The organism is Acidovorax sp. Leaf73 (assembly GCF_916855635.1).
Taxonomy (GTDB): domain Bacteria; phylum Pseudomonadota; class Gammaproteobacteria; order Burkholderiales; family Burkholderiaceae_C; genus Acidovorax; species Acidovorax facilis.
Genome location: NZ_CAKASI010000002.1, coordinates 283,442 through 304,339, shown reverse-complemented (window position 1 = coordinate 304,339; position 20,898 = coordinate 283,442). Strand labels below are relative to the sequence as shown.

General features: G+C 63.7%; 16 protein-coding genes. 5 read left to right on the top strand and 11 right to left on the bottom strand.

Features of this window, described 5'->3' with window-relative positions; translation table 11 throughout:
• Positions 1-2: 2 nt before the first annotated feature.
• Genes pyrR through LPA35_RS07730 form a run of 3 tightly spaced genes read right to left on the bottom strand, consistent with a single transcriptional unit; the run spans position 3 to position 1,536 of the window.
• On the bottom strand, positions 3-524 hold the full coding sequence (gene pyrR / locus LPA35_RS07740; protein ID WP_228896299.1) for a bifunctional pyr operon transcriptional regulator/uracil phosphoribosyltransferase PyrR: 522 nt from the start codon (positions 522-524) through the stop codon (positions 3-5).
• A complete protein-coding gene (gene ruvX, locus LPA35_RS07735) occupies positions 521-940 on the bottom strand; it encodes a Holliday junction resolvase RuvX (RefSeq protein WP_121505516.1) in 420 nt (139 codons plus the stop codon). Before ruvX ends, pyrR begins: the two co-directional genes overlap by 4 nt.
• Entirely contained in the window at positions 937-1,536 is a 600-nt protein-coding gene (locus LPA35_RS07730) for a YqgE/AlgH family protein (RefSeq protein ID WP_055393353.1), read from the bottom strand. The genes ruvX and LPA35_RS07730 overlap by 4 nt, the downstream gene beginning before the upstream one ends.
• Before the next feature lie 21 nt (positions 1,537-1,557).
• On the opposite strand from LPA35_RS07730, the gene LPA35_RS07725 reads away from it, so the two are divergent.
• Complete coding sequence (locus LPA35_RS07725) at positions 1,558-3,042, top strand: deoxyribodipyrimidine photo-lyase (RefSeq protein WP_228896298.1); 1,485 nt, start codon at positions 1,558-1,560, stop codon at positions 3,040-3,042.
• 9 nt (positions 3,043-3,051) lie between these two features.
• Here LPA35_RS07725 and LPA35_RS07720 read toward each other — a convergent pair whose 3' ends face one another.
• From LPA35_RS07720 to LPA35_RS07690, 7 genes are all read right to left on the bottom strand, one after another.
• On the bottom strand, positions 3,052-4,230 hold the full coding sequence (locus LPA35_RS07720) for a PilT/PilU family type 4a pilus ATPase (protein WP_255669576.1): 1,179 nt from the start codon (positions 4,228-4,230) through the stop codon (positions 3,052-3,054).
• A 112-nt stretch (positions 4,231-4,342) separates the two neighbouring features.
• Positions 4,343-10,528: an Hpt domain-containing protein gene (locus LPA35_RS07715; RefSeq protein WP_228896296.1), complete on the bottom strand. Its 6,186-nt coding sequence runs from the start codon at positions 10,526-10,528 to the stop codon at positions 4,343-4,345.
• Positions 10,529-10,575: 47 nt separating this feature from the next.
• A complete protein-coding gene (locus tag LPA35_RS07710) occupies positions 10,576-12,864 on the bottom strand; it encodes a methyl-accepting chemotaxis protein (RefSeq protein WP_055393361.1) in 2,289 nt (762 codons plus the stop codon).
• Between the two features lie 21 nt (positions 12,865-12,885).
• Positions 12,886-13,413, bottom strand: a complete 528-nt coding sequence (locus LPA35_RS07705) for a chemotaxis protein CheW (RefSeq protein WP_055393363.1) — start codon at positions 13,411-13,413, stop codon at positions 12,886-12,888.
• A 15-nt stretch (positions 13,414-13,428) separates the two neighbouring features.
• Positions 13,429-13,794: a PleD family two-component system response regulator gene (locus LPA35_RS07700; RefSeq protein WP_010459520.1), complete on the bottom strand. Its 366-nt coding sequence runs from the start codon at positions 13,792-13,794 to the stop codon at positions 13,429-13,431.
• Positions 13,794-14,192 carry a PleD family two-component system response regulator gene (locus LPA35_RS07695; RefSeq protein WP_034692846.1) on the bottom strand — a complete coding sequence of 133 codons (399 nt, stop codon included), beginning with the start codon at positions 14,190-14,192 and terminating at the stop codon, positions 13,794-13,796. The genes LPA35_RS07700 and LPA35_RS07695 overlap by 1 nt, the downstream gene beginning before the upstream one ends.
• A 58-nt stretch (positions 14,193-14,250) precedes the next feature.
• The gene (locus LPA35_RS07690; RefSeq protein WP_008903269.1) at positions 14,251-14,424 is read right to left on the bottom strand and encodes a rubredoxin; all 174 of its coding nucleotides are present in this window, start codon (positions 14,422-14,424) and stop codon (positions 14,251-14,253) included.
• 94 nt (positions 14,425-14,518) lie between these two features.
• On the opposite strand from LPA35_RS07690, the gene LPA35_RS07685 reads away from it, so the two are divergent.
• From LPA35_RS07685 to LPA35_RS07675, 3 genes are all read left to right on the top strand, one after another.
• Positions 14,519-15,478 (top strand): bifunctional hydroxymethylpyrimidine kinase/phosphomethylpyrimidine kinase, encoded by a 960-nt coding sequence (locus LPA35_RS07685; RefSeq protein ID WP_218301742.1) that lies wholly within the window; start codon positions 14,519-14,521, stop codon positions 15,476-15,478.
• Positions 15,462-16,772 (top strand): glutamate-1-semialdehyde 2,1-aminomutase, encoded by a 1,311-nt coding sequence (hemL, locus tag LPA35_RS07680; RefSeq protein ID WP_228896295.1) that lies wholly within the window; start codon positions 15,462-15,464, stop codon positions 16,770-16,772. Before LPA35_RS07685 ends, hemL begins: the two co-directional genes overlap by 17 nt.
• 142 nt (positions 16,773-16,914) lie before the next feature.
• Positions 16,915-18,669 carry an alkaline phosphatase gene (locus LPA35_RS07675; protein ID WP_228896294.1) on the top strand — a complete coding sequence of 585 codons (1,755 nt, stop codon included), beginning with the start codon at positions 16,915-16,917 and terminating at the stop codon, positions 18,667-18,669.
• Positions 18,670-18,677: 8 nt separating this feature from the next.
• Here the strand turns inward: LPA35_RS07675 and LPA35_RS07670 are convergent, their stop codons facing one another.
• On the bottom strand, positions 18,678-19,457 hold the full coding sequence (locus LPA35_RS07670; protein ID WP_228896293.1) for an IclR family transcriptional regulator C-terminal domain-containing protein: 780 nt from the start codon (positions 19,455-19,457) through the stop codon (positions 18,678-18,680).
• Between the two features lie 201 nt (positions 19,458-19,658).
• Here LPA35_RS07670 and pobA point away from each other — a divergent pair, with 201 nt between their 5' ends.
• A complete protein-coding gene (gene pobA / locus LPA35_RS07665) occupies positions 19,659-20,843 on the top strand; it encodes a 4-hydroxybenzoate 3-monooxygenase (protein ID WP_228896292.1) in 1,185 nt (394 codons plus the stop codon).
• Positions 20,844-20,898 lie beyond the last annotated feature (55 nt).

Here is a 20,898-nt window from a genome sequence, read left to right as displayed (position 1 = left end):
GGTCAGGCCTCTTTGACTTGGAATTGGAAGATGCCGCTGTCGTCGCGCGCCAGGGCCAGCGACTGGGCGGCAGGCAGGGCCACGCGGGCAGCGGCAAAGTCGGCCTGCACGGGCAGCTCGCGCCCACCCCGGTCCACCAGCACGGCCAGGCGCACGCTGGCGGGGCGGCCGTAGTCGAACAGCTCGTTGAGCACGGCGCGAATGGTGCGGCCGGTGTAGAGCACGTCGTCGAGCACCAGCACATCGGCACCGTTCACATCGAACGGCAGCGCCGTCTGCGCGCTGGCCGACAGGCCGCGCTGGGCGAAGTCGTCGCGGTGCATCACCGACGAGAGCACACCGGCGGGGCCTTCGAGGCCCAGGTCTTTTTGCAGGCGCTCAGCCAGCCAGGCACCGCCCGAGGCAATGCCCGCCAGGCGCGTGGTGGGGGTCAGCATGCTGCGCACGCCGCGCAGCAGTTCGCGGTACAGCGCCTCGGCGTCAAGCACCAGGCTGCCGGACATTCCGGGGGATGGGGTGGTCATGGGAGATTCCTCAAAAACTGTTCCAGGATGATGCAGGCCGAAGCGGCGTCGGCATCCTTGGCGCCACCTGCGATGGCTTCGGTGGTGCTGTAACGCTCGTCCACCTCGAACACCTGCAAACCAAAGCGGCCGCGCAGCTGGCGGCCGAACTTGAGCGCGCGCTCGGTGTTTTCGTGGCTTGCGCCATCAGGGTGGTAGGGCACGCCGATCACGAGGGCGTCGGGCTGCCACTCCTTGATGCGCTGCGCCACCTGCACAAAACGGGCGTCACCCTCGGCCTTGATGGTGGCCTGCGGCGTGGCGCTGCGCAACATGCGGTTGCCCGTGGCGACCCCCGTCCGCTTGAGGCCAAAATCGAAAGCAAGAAAGGTCTGGAAATGCGCAGGAACGGCGGGCTGAACGGGCAGGCCGGTCATGCGTGCCCCGCCTCGGGCGACAACATCCAGGCCTTGAGGCCCAGCAGCGAAAGGGCCCGGTCGTAGCGCTCGGGCACAGGGGTGTCGAAGATCACGGACAGATCGGCCGCCACCGTCAGCCAGGCGTTCTCGGCCAGCTCCGATTCAAGCTGGCCCTCACCCCAGGACGAATACCCCAGCGTGATGAGCACGCGGCGCGGGCCTGCGCCCGTGGACAGCGCTTCGAGCACGTCCTTGGAGGTGGTCATCTCCAGCCCGCCGGGGATGGTCATGGTGGAGGCATATGCCGATTCATCGGTTTCTGCCTTGTCCATGAGCATGGGCTCATGCAACACAAAACCGCGCTCGGTCTGCACCGGGCCGCCTTGGAAAACAGGTTCCTGGGTGAGATCTTCGCGCCGCAGCGACAGGTCCACCTTGTCAAAAAGGCCTTTGAGGGTGATGTCAGAAGGCTTGTTGATGATGAGGCCGAGTGCACCGCGTTCGCTGTGCTCACACAGGTAAACGACGCTGCGCGAGAAAGACTCATCTTCCAGACCGGGCATCGCAATCAGGAAGTGATGCGTCAGGTTGATGGGCGCAGAATCGAAAGACATTCGGCAATTTTAACGGTGAACATGGCCCCCTCCTCCGAGCCCTCGTACCCCAGCGGTCTGGTCTGGTTCCGCCGCGACCTGCGCGCGAACGATCAGGCCGCTCTTTACCGCGCACTGACTCAATGCCAGGAGGTGCACTGCGCCTTTGTTTTTGACCGCGAGATCATCGACGCCCTGCCCCGGGCTGACCGGCGGGTGGAGTTCATCCGCGAGTCGCTCGTGGAGCTGGATGAAACGCTGCGAACGCTTTCCGGGCATGAACAGGGTGGCCTCATCGTGCTGCATGCAGTGGCCAGTGATGCCATTCCAGAACTGGCCAACGGCCTGGGCGTGCAGGCCGTGTTTGCCAACCACGATGACGAGCCCCAGGCCCTGGAACGCGACCGCCTGGTGCGCACACGGTTGGCCGCTGCCGGAAGGGCATTTCACACCTTCAAGGACCACACCATTCTGGAACGCAGCGAGGTGCTGACGCAGACCGGCAATCCGTACAGCGTGTTCACACCGTACAAGAACGCCTGGCTCAAGAAGGTGGATGCGTTTCAACTCACCGGCTACCCCGTGGAGCGCCATGCACACCGGTTGGCACCGCGCCCGCAGGCGCACTGCCAGGCGGTGCCCACCCTGGCACGCCTGGGTTTTGAGGCCACGGCCCTATCGCAGCTCAATCTGCCCACGGGCGCCAGCGGCGCGCAGCGGCTGTTCAACGACTTCCTGGGCCGCATCGAGCGGTACGAGGACACGCGCAACTTTCCAGCTGTCAAAGGGCCCAGTTACCTCAGCGTGCACCTGCGTTTTGGCACCATCTCGCCGCGCCTGCTGGCACGCACCGCGCACGGGCTGATGCTGCAAGGCAACCCAGGCGCCGCCACCTGGCTCAGCGAGCTGATCTGGCGGGACTTCTACTTTCAGATCCTGCACCACCATCCCCATGTGGTGGGCCACAGTTTCAAGCCCGCGTATGACGCGATCCAGTGGGAATCAGGCCCCGAGGCCAACACCCTGTTTGCCGCCTGGTGTGAGGGGCGCACGGGCTACCCGCTGGTGGATGCGGCCATGGCGCAGATCAACCAGACGGGCTACATGCACAACCGCTTGCGCATGGTGGTGGCGAGCTTCCTGGTCAAGGATCTGGGCATCGACTGGCGCTGGGGCGAAGCCTACTTCGCCACGCACCTCAATGACTTCGATCTGGCCGCCAACAACGGTGGCTGGCAGTGGGCCAGCTCCAGCGGGTGCGATGCCCAGCCCTATTTCCGCATCTTCAACCCCGTGAGCCAGAGTGAAAAGTTCGACCCCGAGGGTAAGTTCATCCGCCGCTATCTGCCGCAGCTAGCGAGTTTGCCTACCAAGGCGTTGCACGCGCCCTGGCTGGCGCGCCCGCTGGAGTTGCAGGATGCGGGAGTGCGGCTGGGGGATACCTACCCGCTGCCGGTGGTGGAGCACGACGCAGCGCGGCACCGCACCCTGGAGCGGTATGCGGTCGTAAAGTCTGCTGCGGTCTGATCCCCGCACTCACCGGCGGGTGGCAGGCGGTGGAACGCTGTCGGGCCCAGCGGGCTCATCCGGGCTCATCTGCATGCCCTCGCCCCCCAGCGGCGCCCCCGCCGCCAGCCGAAGGCGCAGCCGCACATCGGTGCGGTTATCGGCATTGGCAATCGCTTCTTCGGGCGATATGGCACCGGACTCGACCATGGCCAGCAAGGATTGGTCGAAGCTCCACATGCCTTGCTCTGCGCTGCGGGTAATGGCGGTCTTGAGTTCGTCGATCTGCCCCTTCTGGATCAGTTCGGCCACATAGGGCGTGAGCAGCATGATTTCGGTGGCAGGCACCAGGCCACCCGCCAGCCCCGCCACCAGGCGCTGCGCTACGACAGCGCGCAGGTTGAGGGACAGGTCCATGAGCAATTGGCGGTGGGCGTCTTCGGGGAAGAAATTCACAATGCGCTGCACCGCCTGGTTCGCATTGTTGGCATGCAGTGTGGAAACACACAGGTGGCCGGACTCGGCATAGTGCAGCGCGTGCTGCATGGTGGCCCGGTCGCGGATTTCACCAATCATGATCACGTTCGGCGCTTCCCGCATCGCGCGACGCAGGGCCTCGTCATAGGACAGCGTATCGAGCCCCACCTCGCGCTGTGTCACGAGTGACTTCTTGTGGGTATGAAGGTATTCGATGGGGTCTTCCACCGTCAGGATATGCCCGCCCGTGTGGGCATTGCGGTGGTCCAGCAGCGCGGCCAATGTGGTGGTCTTGCCAGAACCCGCCGACCCTACCGTGAGTACCAGCCCCCCTTTGAGAAACGCCAGTTGCTGGAGCACTGGCGGAAGGCCGAGCGCTGCCAGGCTGGGGATCTGGGCAATAACATGGCGGATCACCATGCCTACCTGCCCACGCTGCCGGTGCACATTCACACGAAACCGCTCGCCCTCCGGGGTCTGCAAGGACAGGTCGCACTCCATGGTGGCATCGAACTCCCGCCGCTGCGTTTCGCGGAGGATGGAATACGCCATCTGCTTGACATCGTCGGCGGACAGCTGCTGCTGCCCCATGGCCACAAACACGCCCTGCCGCTTGAGCGTGGGTGGTGCACCCGCCATGATGAATAGATCAGACGCCCTTTCCCGCACCACCACAGCCAGACAAGCCAGGAGGCGAGGGTCCGGAGAAGGAACAGTTGCCGTCGGCTCCATCAGAACAGCCTCCGAAGGGAAGCTGCCGTGGTCAAGGCCCGCACCAACAGGAATATTGGCAGGCCACAGGCCCGCCGGTTCAAGGCAGACCTGTGGTGCACATGCATGCTGGCTAGGCCTCTGCGGTTGCCGCGATGCGGGCGTAGTGCTGAATGAGGCTCAGCAGCTCTTCGTCGGAGTAAGGCTTGCCCAGGTAATGGTTAACGCCCAGCTCCATCGCATGCTCGCGGTGCTTTTCAGCGATGCGCGACGTGATCATGATGATGGGCAGGTCACGCAGCGCACCGTCTGCACGGATGTTCCGCGCCAGGTCGAACCCGTCCATGCGAGGCATTTCGATGTCGGACAGCACAACGGTGGGGCGCTCTTCCTGCAGACGCTCCAGCGCTTGCAAGCCATCGGCCGCGAGCGCCACACGATAGCCTTCGCGCTGCAGCAAACGCTGCGTGACCCGGCGCACCGTGATCGAATCGTCCACCACCAGAACCAGGGGCACCTGGCTGGGGCCCGCCAATTGGGGCGAGACGACCGACTTGCCCGCACCCGAAGAGCCATCGGCCTCCAGCACTGAAGGCAGACCGGCGCTGGCGGCACGCACCTGGTCGCCATACACCGTCGCCAGCGCCACGGGGTTGTAGATCAGCACCACAGCACCCGATGCCAGCACCGACATGCCGGCCAAGCCGGGCAAACGGGACAGCTGCGGACCCAGGTTCTTCACCACGACTTCCTGGTTCCCCAGAACTTCGTCCACGTGCATGGCGATGCGCTGTGACGCGCTGCGGAAGATCACCACAGGGCGCGTCTTTCCAGCAGGCTCGTTGCTGCGGGAAGAAGCCTGCAGGAGCGCTCCAGCCCAGAAGAAAGGCAGTTGCTCCATGCCGTCATCAAAATGGCCCGTGCGGTATGCGACCTCCAGGTCTGCCGCAGACGTGCGCCGAACGATCTCGACCACGTTGGCCGGCACGCCGATCGCGAGGTCACCCGCGCGCAGCATCACCACCTGCGTCACCGCCGTGGTCAAGGGAAGGACCATGCGGAAGGCCGCGCCCTTGCCAGCTTCTGTCGAGGTCTCGATCCGACCGCCCAGCGCATTGATCTCGGCACGCACCACGTCCATGCCAATACCACGCCCTGCCAAGCCGGTCACCTCGGAAGCCGTGGAGAACCCGGGCATGAAAATCAGGTTGGCAGCTTCGGCATCGCTCAACTCGGTATCGGGCGCCACAATGCCCTGCGCCAACGCCTTTTCACGAATACGGGGCAGGTTCAGTCCGGCACCGTCATCCCGGAACTCCACCGACACGTCGTTGCCTTCGTGGTGCAACTCCACGGTGATCGTGCCCGATGCAGGCTTGCCTGCGGCCGTGCGCACCTGCGGATCTTCAATGCCATGGGCCACGCAGTTGCGCAACAGATGCTCGAACGCGGGGGTCATGCGGTCCAGCACACCACGGTCCATCTCGATGGAGCCGCCGGTGATGTCGAGCTTGATCTGTTTGCTGGTTTCCTTGGAGGCCTGGCGCACCACGGCATACAGACGTTCAGCAATGCCTTCGAACTCCACCATGCGGGTGCGCAGCAAGTCGCGCTGCAGCTCCCGTGCCTGGCGGCCTTGGGCAATCAGGTCGTCTTCGGCACCTTCCATGGCACGCTGCAGGTTGCGCTGCACGGTGGCCACGTCGTTCACCGACTCGGCCATCATGCGTGTGAGCTCCTGCACACGGGTAAAGCGGTCAAACTCCAGCGGATCAAAGCCCGCCGCCGAGTCCTTCGACAGGGCCAGGCGCGACTGCATCTGCGACTCAGCTTGCAGCTCGATGTCCCGCAATTGCTGGCGCAGACGGTCCAAATTGCCCGACAGGTCAGTCAGCGAGCTGCGGAACTGACCCAGCCGCACATCCAGGCGCGAGCGGCTGATCATCACCTCACCCGCCTGATTGACCAACCGGTCCAGCAACTGGGCACGCACCCGCACCGACTGGTTAGCAGCAACACGCAAAGGCGCGAGCTGCGAAGGACCAGGCAGGCGCACCGCCGGAGCAGAGGACACGGCAGACGCGGGTGCTGCTGCTGGCACTGGAGCTGATGGGGCCTCGGAGGCTTCAGGCTGGCTGCGCGGTGTTTCCACGGGCAGAGAAACCACCGTATCGGCGGGTCCCTGGCCAATCGCACGCAGCGCATCAAAGTTCGCCTGGATGCCGTCAAAACTACCCTGCAAAGGCTCGATTTGATCGGATGTCACCGTCTCAGCGTCAAGCTGCTCGATGGCGGATTCCAGCCGGTGGGCCATCTCACCCAGGCGCATGGCACCTGCCAGGCGCGAACTTCCCTTGAGGGTGTGCAACGCACGCAGCACTTCACTGCGGGCACCAAGGTTGTCGGGACGCGAGGCCCATTGGCGCAGCGCACCACCAAGCTGTGGCAACAGCTCGGCAGCCTCTTCCTCAAAGATCGGGAACAGATCCGGGTCGATAACGTCAATCGCATCGATATCGTCGTCCACATCCGAGCCAAGCGCCACAGCATGGGCGATCGCATCATCAATACGCTGATCGTGGTCGTGGATGACGGCCGACAAAGCAGGGGCCACATGCCCTTTGGGGCCCACAACAGCCGCAGGCTCCGGCATGGCTTGAAGGTCCGGCTCGGGTTCGACAAGCGGCAGTGGCTGCGCCACTTCTGCTTCCACCGGAGCAGTCTGGTCCTGCACCGACAACAACTCGTCTGCAGCCTCCTCTTCAGGCGGTGACAAGGTGTTGTCCACCTCGGTTTGCAGGATCTGGCGCAGCTGCTCCAGCACCTCCTGACTTGGTTCCTTGAGGAAACCTGCCGCAAACTGGTGCAGCAAACGACGGATGTCTTCCGCCGCCGCCATGAAGGCCTGGGCCTGCTCCTGTGTGCCGCCAGACTGCAGCGTCACGTGTTGAAGCGCGTGTTCGAGCACCCTGGCCATCTCTGACAGGGCATTGAAACCCACCGTGGCCGAGCTGCCCGCCAACGAGTGCGCCAATGCCACGGCCATATCGGGCAGAGGTTCGTGCAGCTCCAGCGACCATTCCTGCAGGCAGGTCACCAATCGGCGCGACCACTCGTCGGCCTCGTTCAGATAAACGTTATAGAGCGGGATGCCAATGCGCAGGGTGTCAATGACCTTCACCGCTTCATCGCTGGCGCTGTCTTCCGGCTCCTGCGGCACGGCCTCGATGGCCTGCGGCACTTCAGAGGCAGCCTCAAAGGCCACAGCCTCTGCGGCTTCTACGAATTCGGCGGGTACATCCTGACCCACAGATTCCGACCCATCGGCACCCAACAGCTGATGCTCGGGCTCTGTCTCGCTCGGCACTTCATGGGATTCGATGTCATCGAGCGACTCGACAGGCAGAACAAAGGCCCCATCCACTGCAGGTTCGTCGGGCACCACGGGTGCCTGCGAAAGAGCCTCCACCTCGGGAGCGGTCGCGACAGGTTCCAGGTCTGGGAGTTCGAGATCCAGAACAAAGTCGACACTGGAGGGGGCGATAGCTTCAGGAGCAGCAGGCGCCTCATTGAGCGCAGCGGCGAACACGGAGAAATCGATCTCCTCGGCCACCTCGGGGGCTGGAGCGGTCGTCTCTGCCGGCAGTTCGGGCACATGGTCGAAAATTTCGGTGGCTTCGAAGTCCGGCATCGCCAGCTCTTCTTCCACGACCTTCGGAACTTCTGCAACCGTTGGCGCGGGCGCCTCAGGAGGCAGGTCATCCAGCACAGCCACCTCAGGCTCAAGTGCCACTTCAGCCAGGACCGGGGCTTCTCCGTCGGCAGACGGCACCACCAGCGGCAACAGGGTTCCATCCAGGCGCATGGCATCCGCAGATTGCCGGAACGCGTCCGGTTGCCAGCCAGAGGCTTGGCCCGCCGCAATGTCGTCCGCCCAGCGGCTGAAGGCCCGCAACGCGTCGGAAGAAAGCTGCAGCAAACCAGGGTGCATGGGCTTTTGCTCAGCCAGCCAGGCATTGAGCAACTGCTCCATCGACCAGGCGGCCTCACCAAAATCGTTCAGCCCCACCATCCGCGAACTGCCCTTGAGCGTGTGAAAGGCACGCCGCAGCGTGGTCTGCTCACTCAGGTTGCCCGGATCGTCCTTCAGCACCTCGATCGCAGCCAGACCATTGACTACCACCTCGCGCGCCTCTTCCAGGAAGACCTCCAGCAATTCGTCCTCGACCTCAGGCACATGCGCAGGGGCTGGTGCGGGCGCTGCCGCAGCCAGGGGCAAGGGCGCCGGCTCGGTGCCCGCCACAGCGGGCAGATCGAACGAAATATCAGGGGCCAGCGAATCCGCCTCTACGGGAGCCAATGGCTCAGCGGCGGCCGCTGCGGGCATGTCCGGCAACGAAGGCAGCGAAGGCAGCGAACCGAAATCGGTCGGCTCGCTGAGCGGCTCCTGCACAGGAAAACGCGGCACCACGTCAGGCAGGGGAACGGCCGACCGCTCCTCCAGCTTGGCAGGAGTCTCTTCCAAAGCATCCGAGGCACGCGGCCGACTCTTGCCCGTGAGAATGCGCAACTCGCCCAGTTCCTCGTCATACACAAACAGCTTGCGCGCCATGGTGCGCTGGTAGCTGAGCATGTCGATCAGGAAGCCCAGGGCGCCCAAGCTGTTGCCCAGTTTCTCGAACACGCCCTGGCGGTCCGACTCGGGGACTTCATTGATGAGCAAACGCTCCACCATGTCGCGCATGCGAACCACGGCGAGCGATGCCTGGTCCAGCCCCAGCACCGACAGCACGCCGCGCATTTGGGCAAGATGCCCCGGTACGGTTGCCAGGACTGCAGTGTCCTGCGGGCTGCGGAAGAACTGGTCCAGCGCCTTTTCCGCCTCGCCGAGCGTGGAGCGCAATTCGTCCACCACACTGCCCATGGTCTGGTTGTCGCTGACCCTGCGGTACAGCTCTTCCATCCATTGCTCGAGAGGTTCTGGCTCAGCGCCCGCCCCCACCGCATCCAGGCGCTCTGCCAGTCGGCCCGCGCGGATTTCCATCTGATTGCCGTCCGCATCCAGCTCTTCAAAGGCTGCTTGCAGATACAAGACCGAGGTAGCTACTTCCATGGCCAGCGCGGCCGAAGGAGGTTCACCCGAGCGGGTGGTGGATTCCAGCGCGCGGGTCAGCGCCTGAGCGAGGCTTTCGCTACCGGGGTGCAGCTTGCGCAGCGAGTCGCAGACCAGACTGAATTGGTCCGCCGCTGGCTTGAGCTTGTTGCGGTCGCCGCCCGCCAGGGCAGACCAGGTTTCCGTGGCAGCAGCTATTCGCTTGCGTGCCTGCGCCAGCATGGCAGGATCAAACCTGCCAAAACGGGCTGCTTCATAGTCCACCGGCTTGAACCGATCAAGGGCAAAAGCCTGCCGGACCGCCTGCAAAGACGGAGCAGCACTGTCATTGGATTCGGCTGGCTTGGCCTGCGAACAGAAGAACAGCAGATCCTGAACCAAGCGGTCTGCAATCGTCGTGTCACCCTTGGCAAGGGTGGAGTACTGCATCAGCACGCGGGATGCCACACGCTTGACGTAGACGTCCGCAGGCAAAAGGCCGGAGCCGAAAGCCTCAAAAAAGCCCGCGCATATCTTCCAGAAAGCGCGGGACTGGCGGTCTTGCTGGGATGCCACAAATCCCAGGCAGGTATCCCGCAAACTCAACGAAGCCCTGAGATCGCCGGATTTGACGATTCTTAGAACTGCCGCATCCAGGCGAGCACGCGCCTCAGGCCCGTAGGGCAGCGGCGTGGCTGCAACAGCCCCCTCGGGCTCGCGAAACCGGCGTTCCACGGGCCACAGATCGGCCGGATGGACACGGTCTGCACCTGCCAGGGCCTGGGCATCGCGGTACTGGGGAAACAACGCGACAGGCGACGCTGCCTTGCCAGCCAGAACGGTTTCCAGGTATTCGATGAGCGCAAAGCTCGCACGCTCAATCACTGCGGCAGCATCGTCGCTGCAGGTCTCAGGCCGTTGAACGAACTTCTGGACTGCCGACTCCATGGCGCGCAGGACCAAAGCTGGAGGGCCCATGCCCACCATTTCCAGCGCACCACACGCTTGGTGCAACTGCTGGCGAGCGATGCGCAGTGGGCCTGCGTCCAGCGCTGCAAGATCCGACTCGCGTGCGGCTTCTGCATCTCGCACAAAACGGCGCATGGCCTTGACAGCGCCATCCAGAGATTTGCGCAGTTCGTCAAGCACCCACGCCAAAGGACCCAGGTCCTGATCCCCCTGGGTCCCATCCGCGGCCGGTGCATTGTTGACATCAATAGATGACATGGATTCGTCCCCGGCTGCTATGAGCCAGCTGGTTGATGACTACAGCGTCAGGCAATCTTGAACCGTGCCACCGATTGGCGCAGTTCCTCAGCCATGTGCGACAGCTCGCGCACCTGCTGCGCTGTGGTACGGGTACCTTCACCCGTCTGCTCGGTCACCGCAAAAATGTGCTGGATGTTGTCGGCCACTTCGTTGGCCAAAACGGCTTCCCGCGAAGTTGAAGACGAAATCTGCTCAATCAGTTCGGCGAGGCGACGCGACACGCGGTCAATCTCGGTCAGCGCGGTACCGGCGCTGTCAGACAGGCGGGCCCCTTCCACCACACCCTGCGTGGAACGCTCCATAGCGGCCACGGCATCCTGGGTGTCGGTCTGAATCGCCTTCACCAGCGCAGAAATCTGGCGCGTCGCATCAGCGGAACGTTCGGCCAGTCGTTGCACTTCTTCCGCCACCACCGAGAAGCCACGACCGGCTTCACCAGCGGATGCGGCCTGAATGGCTGCGTTTAGAGCCAGCACGTTCGTCTGTTCGGTAATGTCAGAGATCAGCTCCGTGATTTCACCGATCTCCTGCGACGATTCGCCCAGTCGCTTGATGCGCTTGGAGGTGTCCTGGATCTGGTCACGGATGGAGTTCATACCGCCGATGGCGTTTTGCACGGCCTGCAGACCGGAGTCAGCCGCTTGCAGCGACTGGCGGGCCACCGTGGCGGATTCTTGCGCCTGTGTAGACACCTCGTTAATGCGGGTCGCCATGTCAAGCACCGAGCGGCCGGTTTCGCGAATTTCGCGCAGTTGCTCGGTCGATGCTGCCAGCAGTTCGGTGGAGGTGTTGTCCACCTGAGCCGTCGTTTGTGCCACGCGGGTCGCCGTGTTCTGCACGCTGCCTACCAGTTGGCGCAACTCTTCCACCGTGTAGTTCACCGAGTCGGCAATGGCGCCCGTGATGTCTTCCGTCACCGTGGCTTCTTGCGTCAAGTCACCCTCAGCGACCGATTGCAGTTCGTTCATCAAACGCAAAATGGCAGCCTGGTTGGCGTCGTTGACGCGCTTGGCTTCTTGCTCCTGGCGCTTGGCGTCCTTCTGCTGCATTTCAGCAGCCGCCTGGCGGCCACGGCTGTCGAGCAGCTGAACACGAGAGATGCCCACACCGCAAAAGATCACAAACAAACCAGCAAGCGCAAGAGCTGCCAGTTGGCCGCCACCCACACCCGTCTGGGCCGACAGTTTGGTTTGCAGTCCTTCGAGCTGACGGCGCAGAGGCTCACTGTCAGCAATGATGGCGGACTGCGCTTCACGGGCCGACACCAGACCTTGCAGGTTGCCCAGAATGGCGCTGGCCTGGGTGCGGGTCTGCTCATAGAGCTTCACCAGAGCTTCCAGCTGTTCGCGGGTCTGGGCATCCTTGGTGGCAGCCAGACGCAGTTCAGGACTGCCATCCAGCAGGCCTTGGGCGATTTCCTTGAACGAATTCAAGTCCTTGCCCAGCAGGAACACAGCCTCAGGACTCACGCCTTCCATGGTCTGGAATTCGTTGGCGGACTTGCCGATACGCTGGGTCAACATCACCAGCTGGCCAGCCGCAGAAATCTCGGCAGCGGGGGCGTTTTGCTGCAGCTTCAGGGACGACACAGTTTCTGCGATTTCGAGCAGGTCCGAGGACTGGCGGTTGATGGTGCGCAGAGCGTCGCCCACCTGGGTCAGGATCTTCTGCTGTCCCATCACCACGCTGGCATTGCGCTCGGCACGTTCCATGAGCGGGTTCACGGCGTCCAGATCGGGCTTGTAGGGCTCGCCCAGGGATTCCACGCCAAGTTCGCCATCACCCGCGTTGAGGGCACGCACATTGCGCGCCAGCACGCCGGAGCTTTCCACCACGTCCGGGAAGGCCTGGGGACTACCCACCAGGGCCTGAGATACGGACTTGGCGAGACGCTGTGATTGCATCAGGGATTGGCCGGTAGCCGCAAGCTGCTGAGCTGATCGGTCTGCCTGCTGCAGCACCCAGAAGGCAATCAACGCGAGAACCGCCACACCGATACCAAGCAGCGCGAGCAATCGACGCTGGTGAGCGGCGGCCGTGGCACGCCCCAGCACCGGCAGTGCGATCAGGTCTTCCTCTGCGTCCGATGCGGCCAGTTCCGGCGAATAACCATCTGGATCGCCCTGCACGCTGTTCATCGCTTCAGCCTGGTAGGTGTCGCGCAGCTGCGCACCATCCAGCGAACCCGTGGCAAGAAGATCCTGCCCGTCGTCGGCGGCGCCGGCAGTCGCGCCGGTTTCCGGCGTGGCAGGTTTCCGGTTGAACAGTTTTCCAAATTGATTGACGACGGACATGGTGCAGCCTTACAGAAAAACTCAAGCACTGATGCTCAGGAAAGCGGGATGTTGGGACAGGATCTGCAAGTTCAGCTCCTGCCAGCGTGTGCCGCTGGAATCGATATAGGTGGTGCCAAAGAACGCGGGCGAATCCTCGGCGGGCGGCTCAGAAGACACAAATGCATCGGTCCCACGCAGGCCCGCAAGGCGATCCACCAGCAACGCTGCATTGACCTCCAGGGCGGCATTGAAGGCCAGCAGGCTGGCTTCCGACAAGGCCTGCTCCGTGCGCGGAGCGGCTGAGCCCAGAAGGCCTGCCAGATCCACCACGCCGACCAGTCCGCCGCGCAGGTTGGCCACACCCAGAAACCACCGCTGGGTGTAGGGCACCGCCTGGATCGAGACCCAGGGAAAGATCTCCCCCGACTGACCCAGTGGCAGCAAGTAAAAACTCCCGGCCGACTCGACAGCCAGCCAGGATGAAACAGAGGACCCTTCGGTTCTTGCAGCCTGAAGGCGGCTGGCAAGTCGGGTCTGGAGCTCTCGCAGGGCTTCGCGGTTGGCCATGAACGCGCCGCAGCCTTAGTTCAGAGCGTCAATTTTGGCCTGCAGTTCAGCGGGATCCACGGGCTTGGTGATATAGCCGCGCGCACCCTGCCGCATCCCCCAGACGCGATCCGTTTCCTGGTTCTTGCTGGTGCACATGATGATGGGCACATCGGCGTACAGCGGGTCGCGGGTGATGGCACGTGTGAGCTGGAAGCCGTTTTGGCCGGGCATGACAACGTCCATGAGGATCAGGTCGGGCTTTTCCTCCGCCAGACGGCGGAAAGCCTCATCGGCATTTTCTGCGGTGCGTACCTGCATGCCTTTTTTCTGAAGCAGGTCGGTCAAAAACATCAACTCGGTCTTCGAGTCGTCGACGACCAATACTTTCTGGATGGGCATTACATCGCTCCTTGTTGGGCATTGCCAAATTGCTGCACGGCTTGCAGCAATTGGTCTTTGGTAAACGGTTTGGTGAGATATTCCTGGCAGCCGACCATGCGCCCGCGCGCTTTGTCGAATACGCCATCCTTGGAGGACAGCATCACCACCGGAGTATCTGCAAAACGGGCATTGCGCTTGATGATGGCGCAGGTCTGGTACCCGTCTAGCTTGGGCATGAGGATGTCGCAGAAAATCAGCTGAGGCTGGTAATCATTGACTTTGGCCAAAGCATCAAAGCCGTCGTCGGCCAACAAGACTTCGTGCCCCCCCTGCTTGAGAAAAATCTCGGCGCTTCGACGGATGGTGTTGCTGTCATCCACCACGAGCACTTTGAAAGATGCGCCTGTTGTAGTCAATTGTTACTGCTCCTGATGGAGAAAAAAACAACGCAGCAGCACATGATGCTGGTGCGCCTCAAATCTGAACCATCTCGAAGTCTTCCTTGCGGGCCCCACACTCGGGGCAGGTCCAGTTCATCGGAACCTGATCCCATGGTGTATTGGGTGCAATGCCGTGCTCAGGTGAACCCTCTGCTTCGTCATAAATCCAACCGCAAATCAAACACATCCAAGTTTTAGAGTCGATCACAGCTTAAAGGGCCTTCACATAGAATGCAACGATTGTATCTAGTCATCTCCGTGGGCTGCGGCTTCGGTGCCACCCCTCAAGCAGGATCTGGTCCATGACCATCAAAGCATCCCCTCCCCCCCCCGAAAGCATAGATATTGAAGATGACGGCTTGGAGGACGCAAGCCCTGCATGCGTGCTCGTCTTCAATGCCAGCGACCCCAGCGGCGCTGGCGGACTGACAGCCGACATCACCACCATTGCCTCCGTGGGCGGGCATCCGATTGCCGTGGTCACAGGCGCCTATGCCCGCGACACGGCGCAGATTTTCGACCACTTCAGCTTTGACGACGAGGCGGTGGCCGAGCAGGCCCGGGCCGTGCTGGAAGACCTGCCGGTCCAGGCCATCAAGGTCGGTTTCGTGGGCAGTCCGGAGAACATCAGCACCATCGCCGAGATAACCACTGACTATGATGAAGTCCCGGTGATAGCGTACATGCCCAACCTGTCCTGGTGGCGCGATGAGCTGATCGACGAGTACCTGGATGCCTTCCGCGAATTGTTGTTACCGCAGACCTCGGTGTTGGTTGGAAACCACAGCACCCTGTGGCGCTGGCTGTTGCCCGACTGGACCAGCGACCGCAGCCCCACAGCCCGCGACATTGCCCGGGCCGCCTCCGAAATGGGCGTGCCCTATACCCTGGTCACCGGCATTCCCCTGCCCGAGCAGTTTGTCGAGAACGTGCTGGCCTCCCCCCAGACCGTGCTGGGCAGTGGCAAGTTCGAACTGTTCGACGCCACCTTCTCCGGCGCCGGCGATACCTTGTCGGCCGCCCTCACAGCCCTGGTGGCCAGCGGCAACGACCTGGGCGAAGCCACCAGCGAAGCTCTGGGCTACCTCGACCGCTGCCTGGATGCCGGCTTTCGCCCCGGCATGGGGCATATCGTGCCCGACCGCATGTTCTGGGCCCAGCCCGACGATGACGAGGCCGATGGTGACGAAGAAGAACTCCCGATTGACGAAGCACAGGCCCTCGAAGGCTTTGTGATGCCCCCCCATGACACCAAGCACTGATCTCAACATCCCCCTGTTCGAACGCGCCAAGGCGCTGATCCCCGGCGGCGTGAATTCGCCCGTGCGGGCCTTCAAGGCCGTGGGCGGCACGCCGCGTTTTGTGAAGCGTGCCAAAGGCGCCTACTTCTGGGACGCCAACGACCAGCGTTTCATCGACTACATCGGCTCTTGGGGCCCGATGATCCTGGGCCACGGCCACCCGGCCGTGCTCGAAGCCGTGCAGAGCGCAGCGCTCGAAGGCTTCAGCTTTGGCGCACCGACCGAACGCGAGGTGGAGCTGGCCGAGGAAATCCTGAGCCTCGTGCCGTCGATGGAAATGATCCGCCTCGTCAGCTCGGGTACCGAAGCGGGCATGAGCGCGATCCGCCTGGCCCGTGGCGCCACAGGCCGCAGCAAGTTCATCAAGTTCGAAGGCTGCTACCACGGCCATGCCGATTCGCTGCTGGTCAAGGCCGGATCGGGCCTGGCCACCTTCGGCAATGCCACCAGCGCGGGCGTGCCGCCCGAGGTGGTGCAGCACACCCTGGTGCTCGAGTACAACAACGTCGCTCAGCTCGAAGAGGCCTTTGCCCTGCACGGCAAGGAACTGGCCTGCGTGATGATCGAGCCCATCGCGGGCAACATGAACCTGGTGCGCGCCAGTGTGCCCTTCATGCGCCGCTGCCGCGAGCTGTGCACCGAATACGGCGCGCTGCTGGTGCTGGATGAGGTGATGACGGGCTTCCGTGTGGCCCTGGGCAGCGCGCAAAGCGTCTATGCCAAGAGCATCCCCGGCTTCAAACCCGACATCACGGTGCTGGGCAAGGTCATTGGCGGTGGTATGCCGCTGGCAGCCTTTGGTGGCCCGCGCGCCATCATGGAAAACCTCGCACCGTTGGGCGCCGTGTACCAGGCAGGCACGCTGTCGGGCAACCCTGTGGCCACGGCCTGCGGGCTGGCCACGCTGCGCGAGATCAAGAAGCCGGGCTTCTTCGACGCACTGTCGGCCACCACACGCTCCCTGGTTGATGGCCTCGCCGCTGCGGCGGCGGCTGAAGGCGTGCCCTTCAGCACCGACAGCGAAGGCGGCATGTTCGGCTTCTTCCTGATGCCCGAGCTACCCCAGAACTACGCCCAGGTGCTCAAGACCGACAGCGCGCGTTTCAACCAGCTGTTCCACGGCCTGCTTGATCGCGGTATCTATATTGCACCTGCGCTGTACGAGGCCGGTTTTGTCAGCGCCGCCCACACACCCGAAGACATTGCCGCCACCGTGGCTGCCGCACGCGAAGTGTTCAAAGAACTATCAAAATGATAGCTTCTAGCGCTTTGCTACCAAGCGCTAGAGGCTTTTTTTATTGATATTTTTTTGTAGCAGAGGGCGCAGCGCCCTCGCTTCACGCGGCCGTCATGCAATGCGGGCAGGCTCGGGTGTTTTACCCCACACCACCCGCGCCATGGCACACAAACCCCTCGTCTCTACCTCCCACCCTTTCCGCGACGCTGCGCAGGCCGATGCCGGGCGGCGGCGCTTCGTGCGCCAGCTCGGCATCGCTGCAGCCGCGCTGGGCACCCTGCCGCTGGCGGCCTGCGGCGGCGGCGGCGATGACGATGCGCCTGCCGTGCAGTTTGCACACGGCATCGCCAGCGGCGACCCGCTGGCCGACCGCGTGATGCTGTGGACACGGGTGACCCCACCCGCTGGCCACACCAGCGATATCCCTGTCGAATGGGAACTTGCCACAGACAGCAACTTCACCTCCATCGCTGCCCAAGGCAAGACCACGGCGCTGGCCAGCAAGGACTTCACCGTCAAGGTCGATGCCACCGGGCTCAAGGCGGCCACTGCGTACTACTACCGCTTTCGTGCGTACGCTGCCCACACCGCCACCGGCCGCACGCGCACCCTGCCCACCGGCAGCGTGGCGCAGGTCAAGCTGGCCGTGTTTTCGTGCGCCAACTACCCCGCCGGCTACTTCAATGTGTATGCCGACGCGGCCCGCCGCAATGACCTGGATGCCACCGTCCACCTGGGCGACTACGTCTATGAATATGCCCGGGGTGGATATGCGTCAGCCAACGCAGGCGCGTTGGGGCGCCTGTCGCAGCCTGCCCACGAGATCCTGAGCCTTGCCGACTACCGCCAGCGCCACGCCCAATACAAAACCGACTCCGACCTGCAGGACCTGCACGCAGCCGCCCCCATGATCGCCGTGTGGGACGACCACGAGATCACCAACGACACCTGGAGCAACGGCGCAGAAAACCACCAGAGCGCCACCGAAGGCAGTTTCAGCGCGCGCAAAGCCGCGGCCATGCAGGCGTACCACGAGTGGATGCCCACCCGCAACGCGCAGCCCGAGCTGATCTACCGCAGCTTTGCTTTTGGCAACCTGGTGGCGCTGCACATGCTCGACACCCGCGTGGTGGCACGTGATGAGCAGCTCGACTACGGCCAGTTTTTCACTGCCACGGGCTTTGACGCCGCCGCATTCACCGCCGCCGTGGGCAGCACCAGTCGCCAGCTGCTGGGCACCACGCAGACACAGTGGCTTCAGCAGCAGATGGCCACATCCAGCGCTACCTGGCAGGTGCTGGGGCAGCAGGTGCTGATGGGTCGCATGAACATTCCCGCGCCCATCCTGATGGAAACGCTGCAACCCGGCGCAGGCGTCACCGTCAGCCAGTACGCGGCCCTGGTGGGACGCGCGCAGACAGACCCCGCCAGCCTCACACCGGCCGAGCAGGCCATCCTGGCGCAGCCCTCCATTCCCTACAACCTGGACGCCTGGGACGGCTACCAGGTGGCACGCGAGACGGTGCTGGCCACCTCGCGCAGCCTGGGCAAGAACCTGGTGGTGCTGTCGGGCGACACCCACAACGCCTGGGCCAACGAGCTGCGGGACATGAGCGGCAATGCCGTGGGTGTGGAATTTGCCACCTCGTCCGTCACCTCGCCGGGGTTTGAGGAATACCTGCCGAACGAAAACCCCGCCACACTGGCCGGTGCGCTGCAGCAGCTCATCGCTCCGCTGAAGTACTGCGATACCTCGCGCCGTGGCTACATGGTGCTGACTGCCACCGCCACTGAGTGCCGCGCCGACTGGGTTTACGTGAGCACCATCACCAGCCGCAACTACACGGCCAGCACCGACAAATCTCTGAAGGTGCTGGCGGGCGCGGCGGGCACGGGGCGCATTGTCGCGGCATGAGCTCAGGCTTACAGCAGCCCGCGCAACTCGCGGGCGGCCTCCTGCAGCAGCGGCAGCATGTCGCGCTGCAGGCTGCTCTCATCCACCTGCTTGGGCGACGCCACCACATTGAGCGCCGCCACCGTGTCGCCCTGCAGGTTGCGCAGGGGCACGGCCAGCGCGTGCACGCCCAGTTCGTGCTCTTCCACCGCCAGGCAATAGTCATCGCGCCGCACCTTGGCAATCACCTGCCGCAGCGGGCCGACCTGGGTGATGGTGTGGGGCGTGAGGCGGTGCAGTGAGCAGGCCTTGAGCCACGCAGTGAGTTGCGCAGGAGGCAATGCCGCCAGCAGCACGCGCCCCGTGGATGTGGGGTGCGCCGGCAGCCGCGCCCCCAGGTGCAGGCCATAGGCCAGCACGCGTGACGGCGCGCCGTACACCCCGCTGCGCGCCACGATCACCACCTCGCTGCCATCCAGCACCACGGCCGAAAACGACTGCTGCGTCTGGGCCGCCAGCCGGTTCAGCGTGGGCTGCAGCACACGCGGCAGCCGGGCTGAGGCCAGGTAGCTGCCTGAAAACCGCAGCACCTTGGGCGCCAGCCAGAAGTAGCTGCCATCCGTCTCCAGATACCCCAGGTGCGCCAGCGTCAGCAGGTGCCGCCGCGCTGCCGCGCGCGTGAGACCCGTGCGCTGCGCGGCCAGTGTGGCATTGAGCCGCTGGCGCTCGGTGTCAAAACTCTCCAGCACGGCCATGCCCTTGGCCATGCCTTCGATGAAATCTGCCTTGGCGATGGGAACGGTGGTCATGGTTTGCTTGGGGCGCCTGGGGTCGGACGCCCGGTCGAAGACTGGAGGTGAGCCGAGGCTATGGAAGATTGCGCGATGATCGCACATCAGATCCATCAATCGCACGATAGCGGCGTGCGCCGCGCTTCAATTGACATGGATCAACCTACGCTTGGCCCTGTTCCTTTACCGCTTTCTAACGCCTTTGTGAGGTTGTCCACCATGCGTACCCAGGTTGCCATCATCGGCGCAGGCCCCGCCGGTCTGCTGCTCGGCCAGTTGCTCTACAAATCCGGCATTGACGCCGTCATCATCGAACAGCGCAGCCCCGACTACGTGCTGGGCCGCATCCGCGCTGGCGTGCTGGAGCAGGTCAGCATGGACCTGCTGGACCAGGCCGGTGTCGGGGCCCGTGCCCATGCCGAAGGGCTGCCCCACGACGGCATCGAGCTGCTGTTCAAGGGCCAACGCCACCGCATCGACCTGCACGACCTGACCGGCGGCAGCCGCGTGACGGTGTATGGCCAGACCGAAGTGACGCGCGACCTGATGGACGCGCGCGCGGCAGAAGGCTTGACCACCGTGTACGACGCGCAGAACGTACAAGTGCACGACTTTGACGGCCAAAGCCCCCGCGTGACCTACCAGAAGGACGGCCAGACGCACGAGCTGGCCTGTGACTTCATCGCAGGCTGCGACGGCTACCACGGCGTGTGTCGCGCCAGCGCCCCGGCCGACCTGCTCAAGACTTACGAACGCGTCTACCCCTTTGGCTGGCTGGGTGTGCTGGCCGATGTGCCGCCCGTCTCGCACGAACTGATTTACGCCAACACCGAGCGCGGCTTTGCGCTGTGCAGCATGCGCAGCGCCACCCGCAGCCGCTACTACGTGCAGGTGCCCAACACCGACAAGATCGACAACTGGACCATCGACCAGTTCTGGACCGAGCTGGGCAACCGCCTGGACCCTGAGGCACGTGCCAATCTGGTCACCGGCCCGGCGCTGGAGATGAGCATTGCCCCGCTGCGCAGCTTTGTGGCCGAGCCCATGCGGTTTGGCCGCATGTTCCTGGCGGGCGACGCGGCCCACATCGTTCCGCCCACGGGCGCCAAGGGCCTGAACCTAGCGGCCAGCGACGTGGGTTACCTGTGGACTGCGCTCACCGACTTCTACACAGAGAAATCCGCCGTGGGCATCGACACCTACTCCGACCGCTGCCTGCGCCGCGTGTGGCGGGCAGAGCGCTTCTCGTGGTGGTTCACCTCGCTGATGCACCGCTTTCCCGAGACCGGCGAATTCGGGCAGAAAATCCAGGAGGCCGAACTGGACTACCTGGTGAACTCACGCGCTGCTTCGGTGTCGCTGGCCGAGAACTATGTCGGACTGCCGATGAATTTCGGCACCTGAACCTCACCTTCATCCTGACAACGGGCATAAAAAAAGCGGCTTCCTTGGAAGCCGC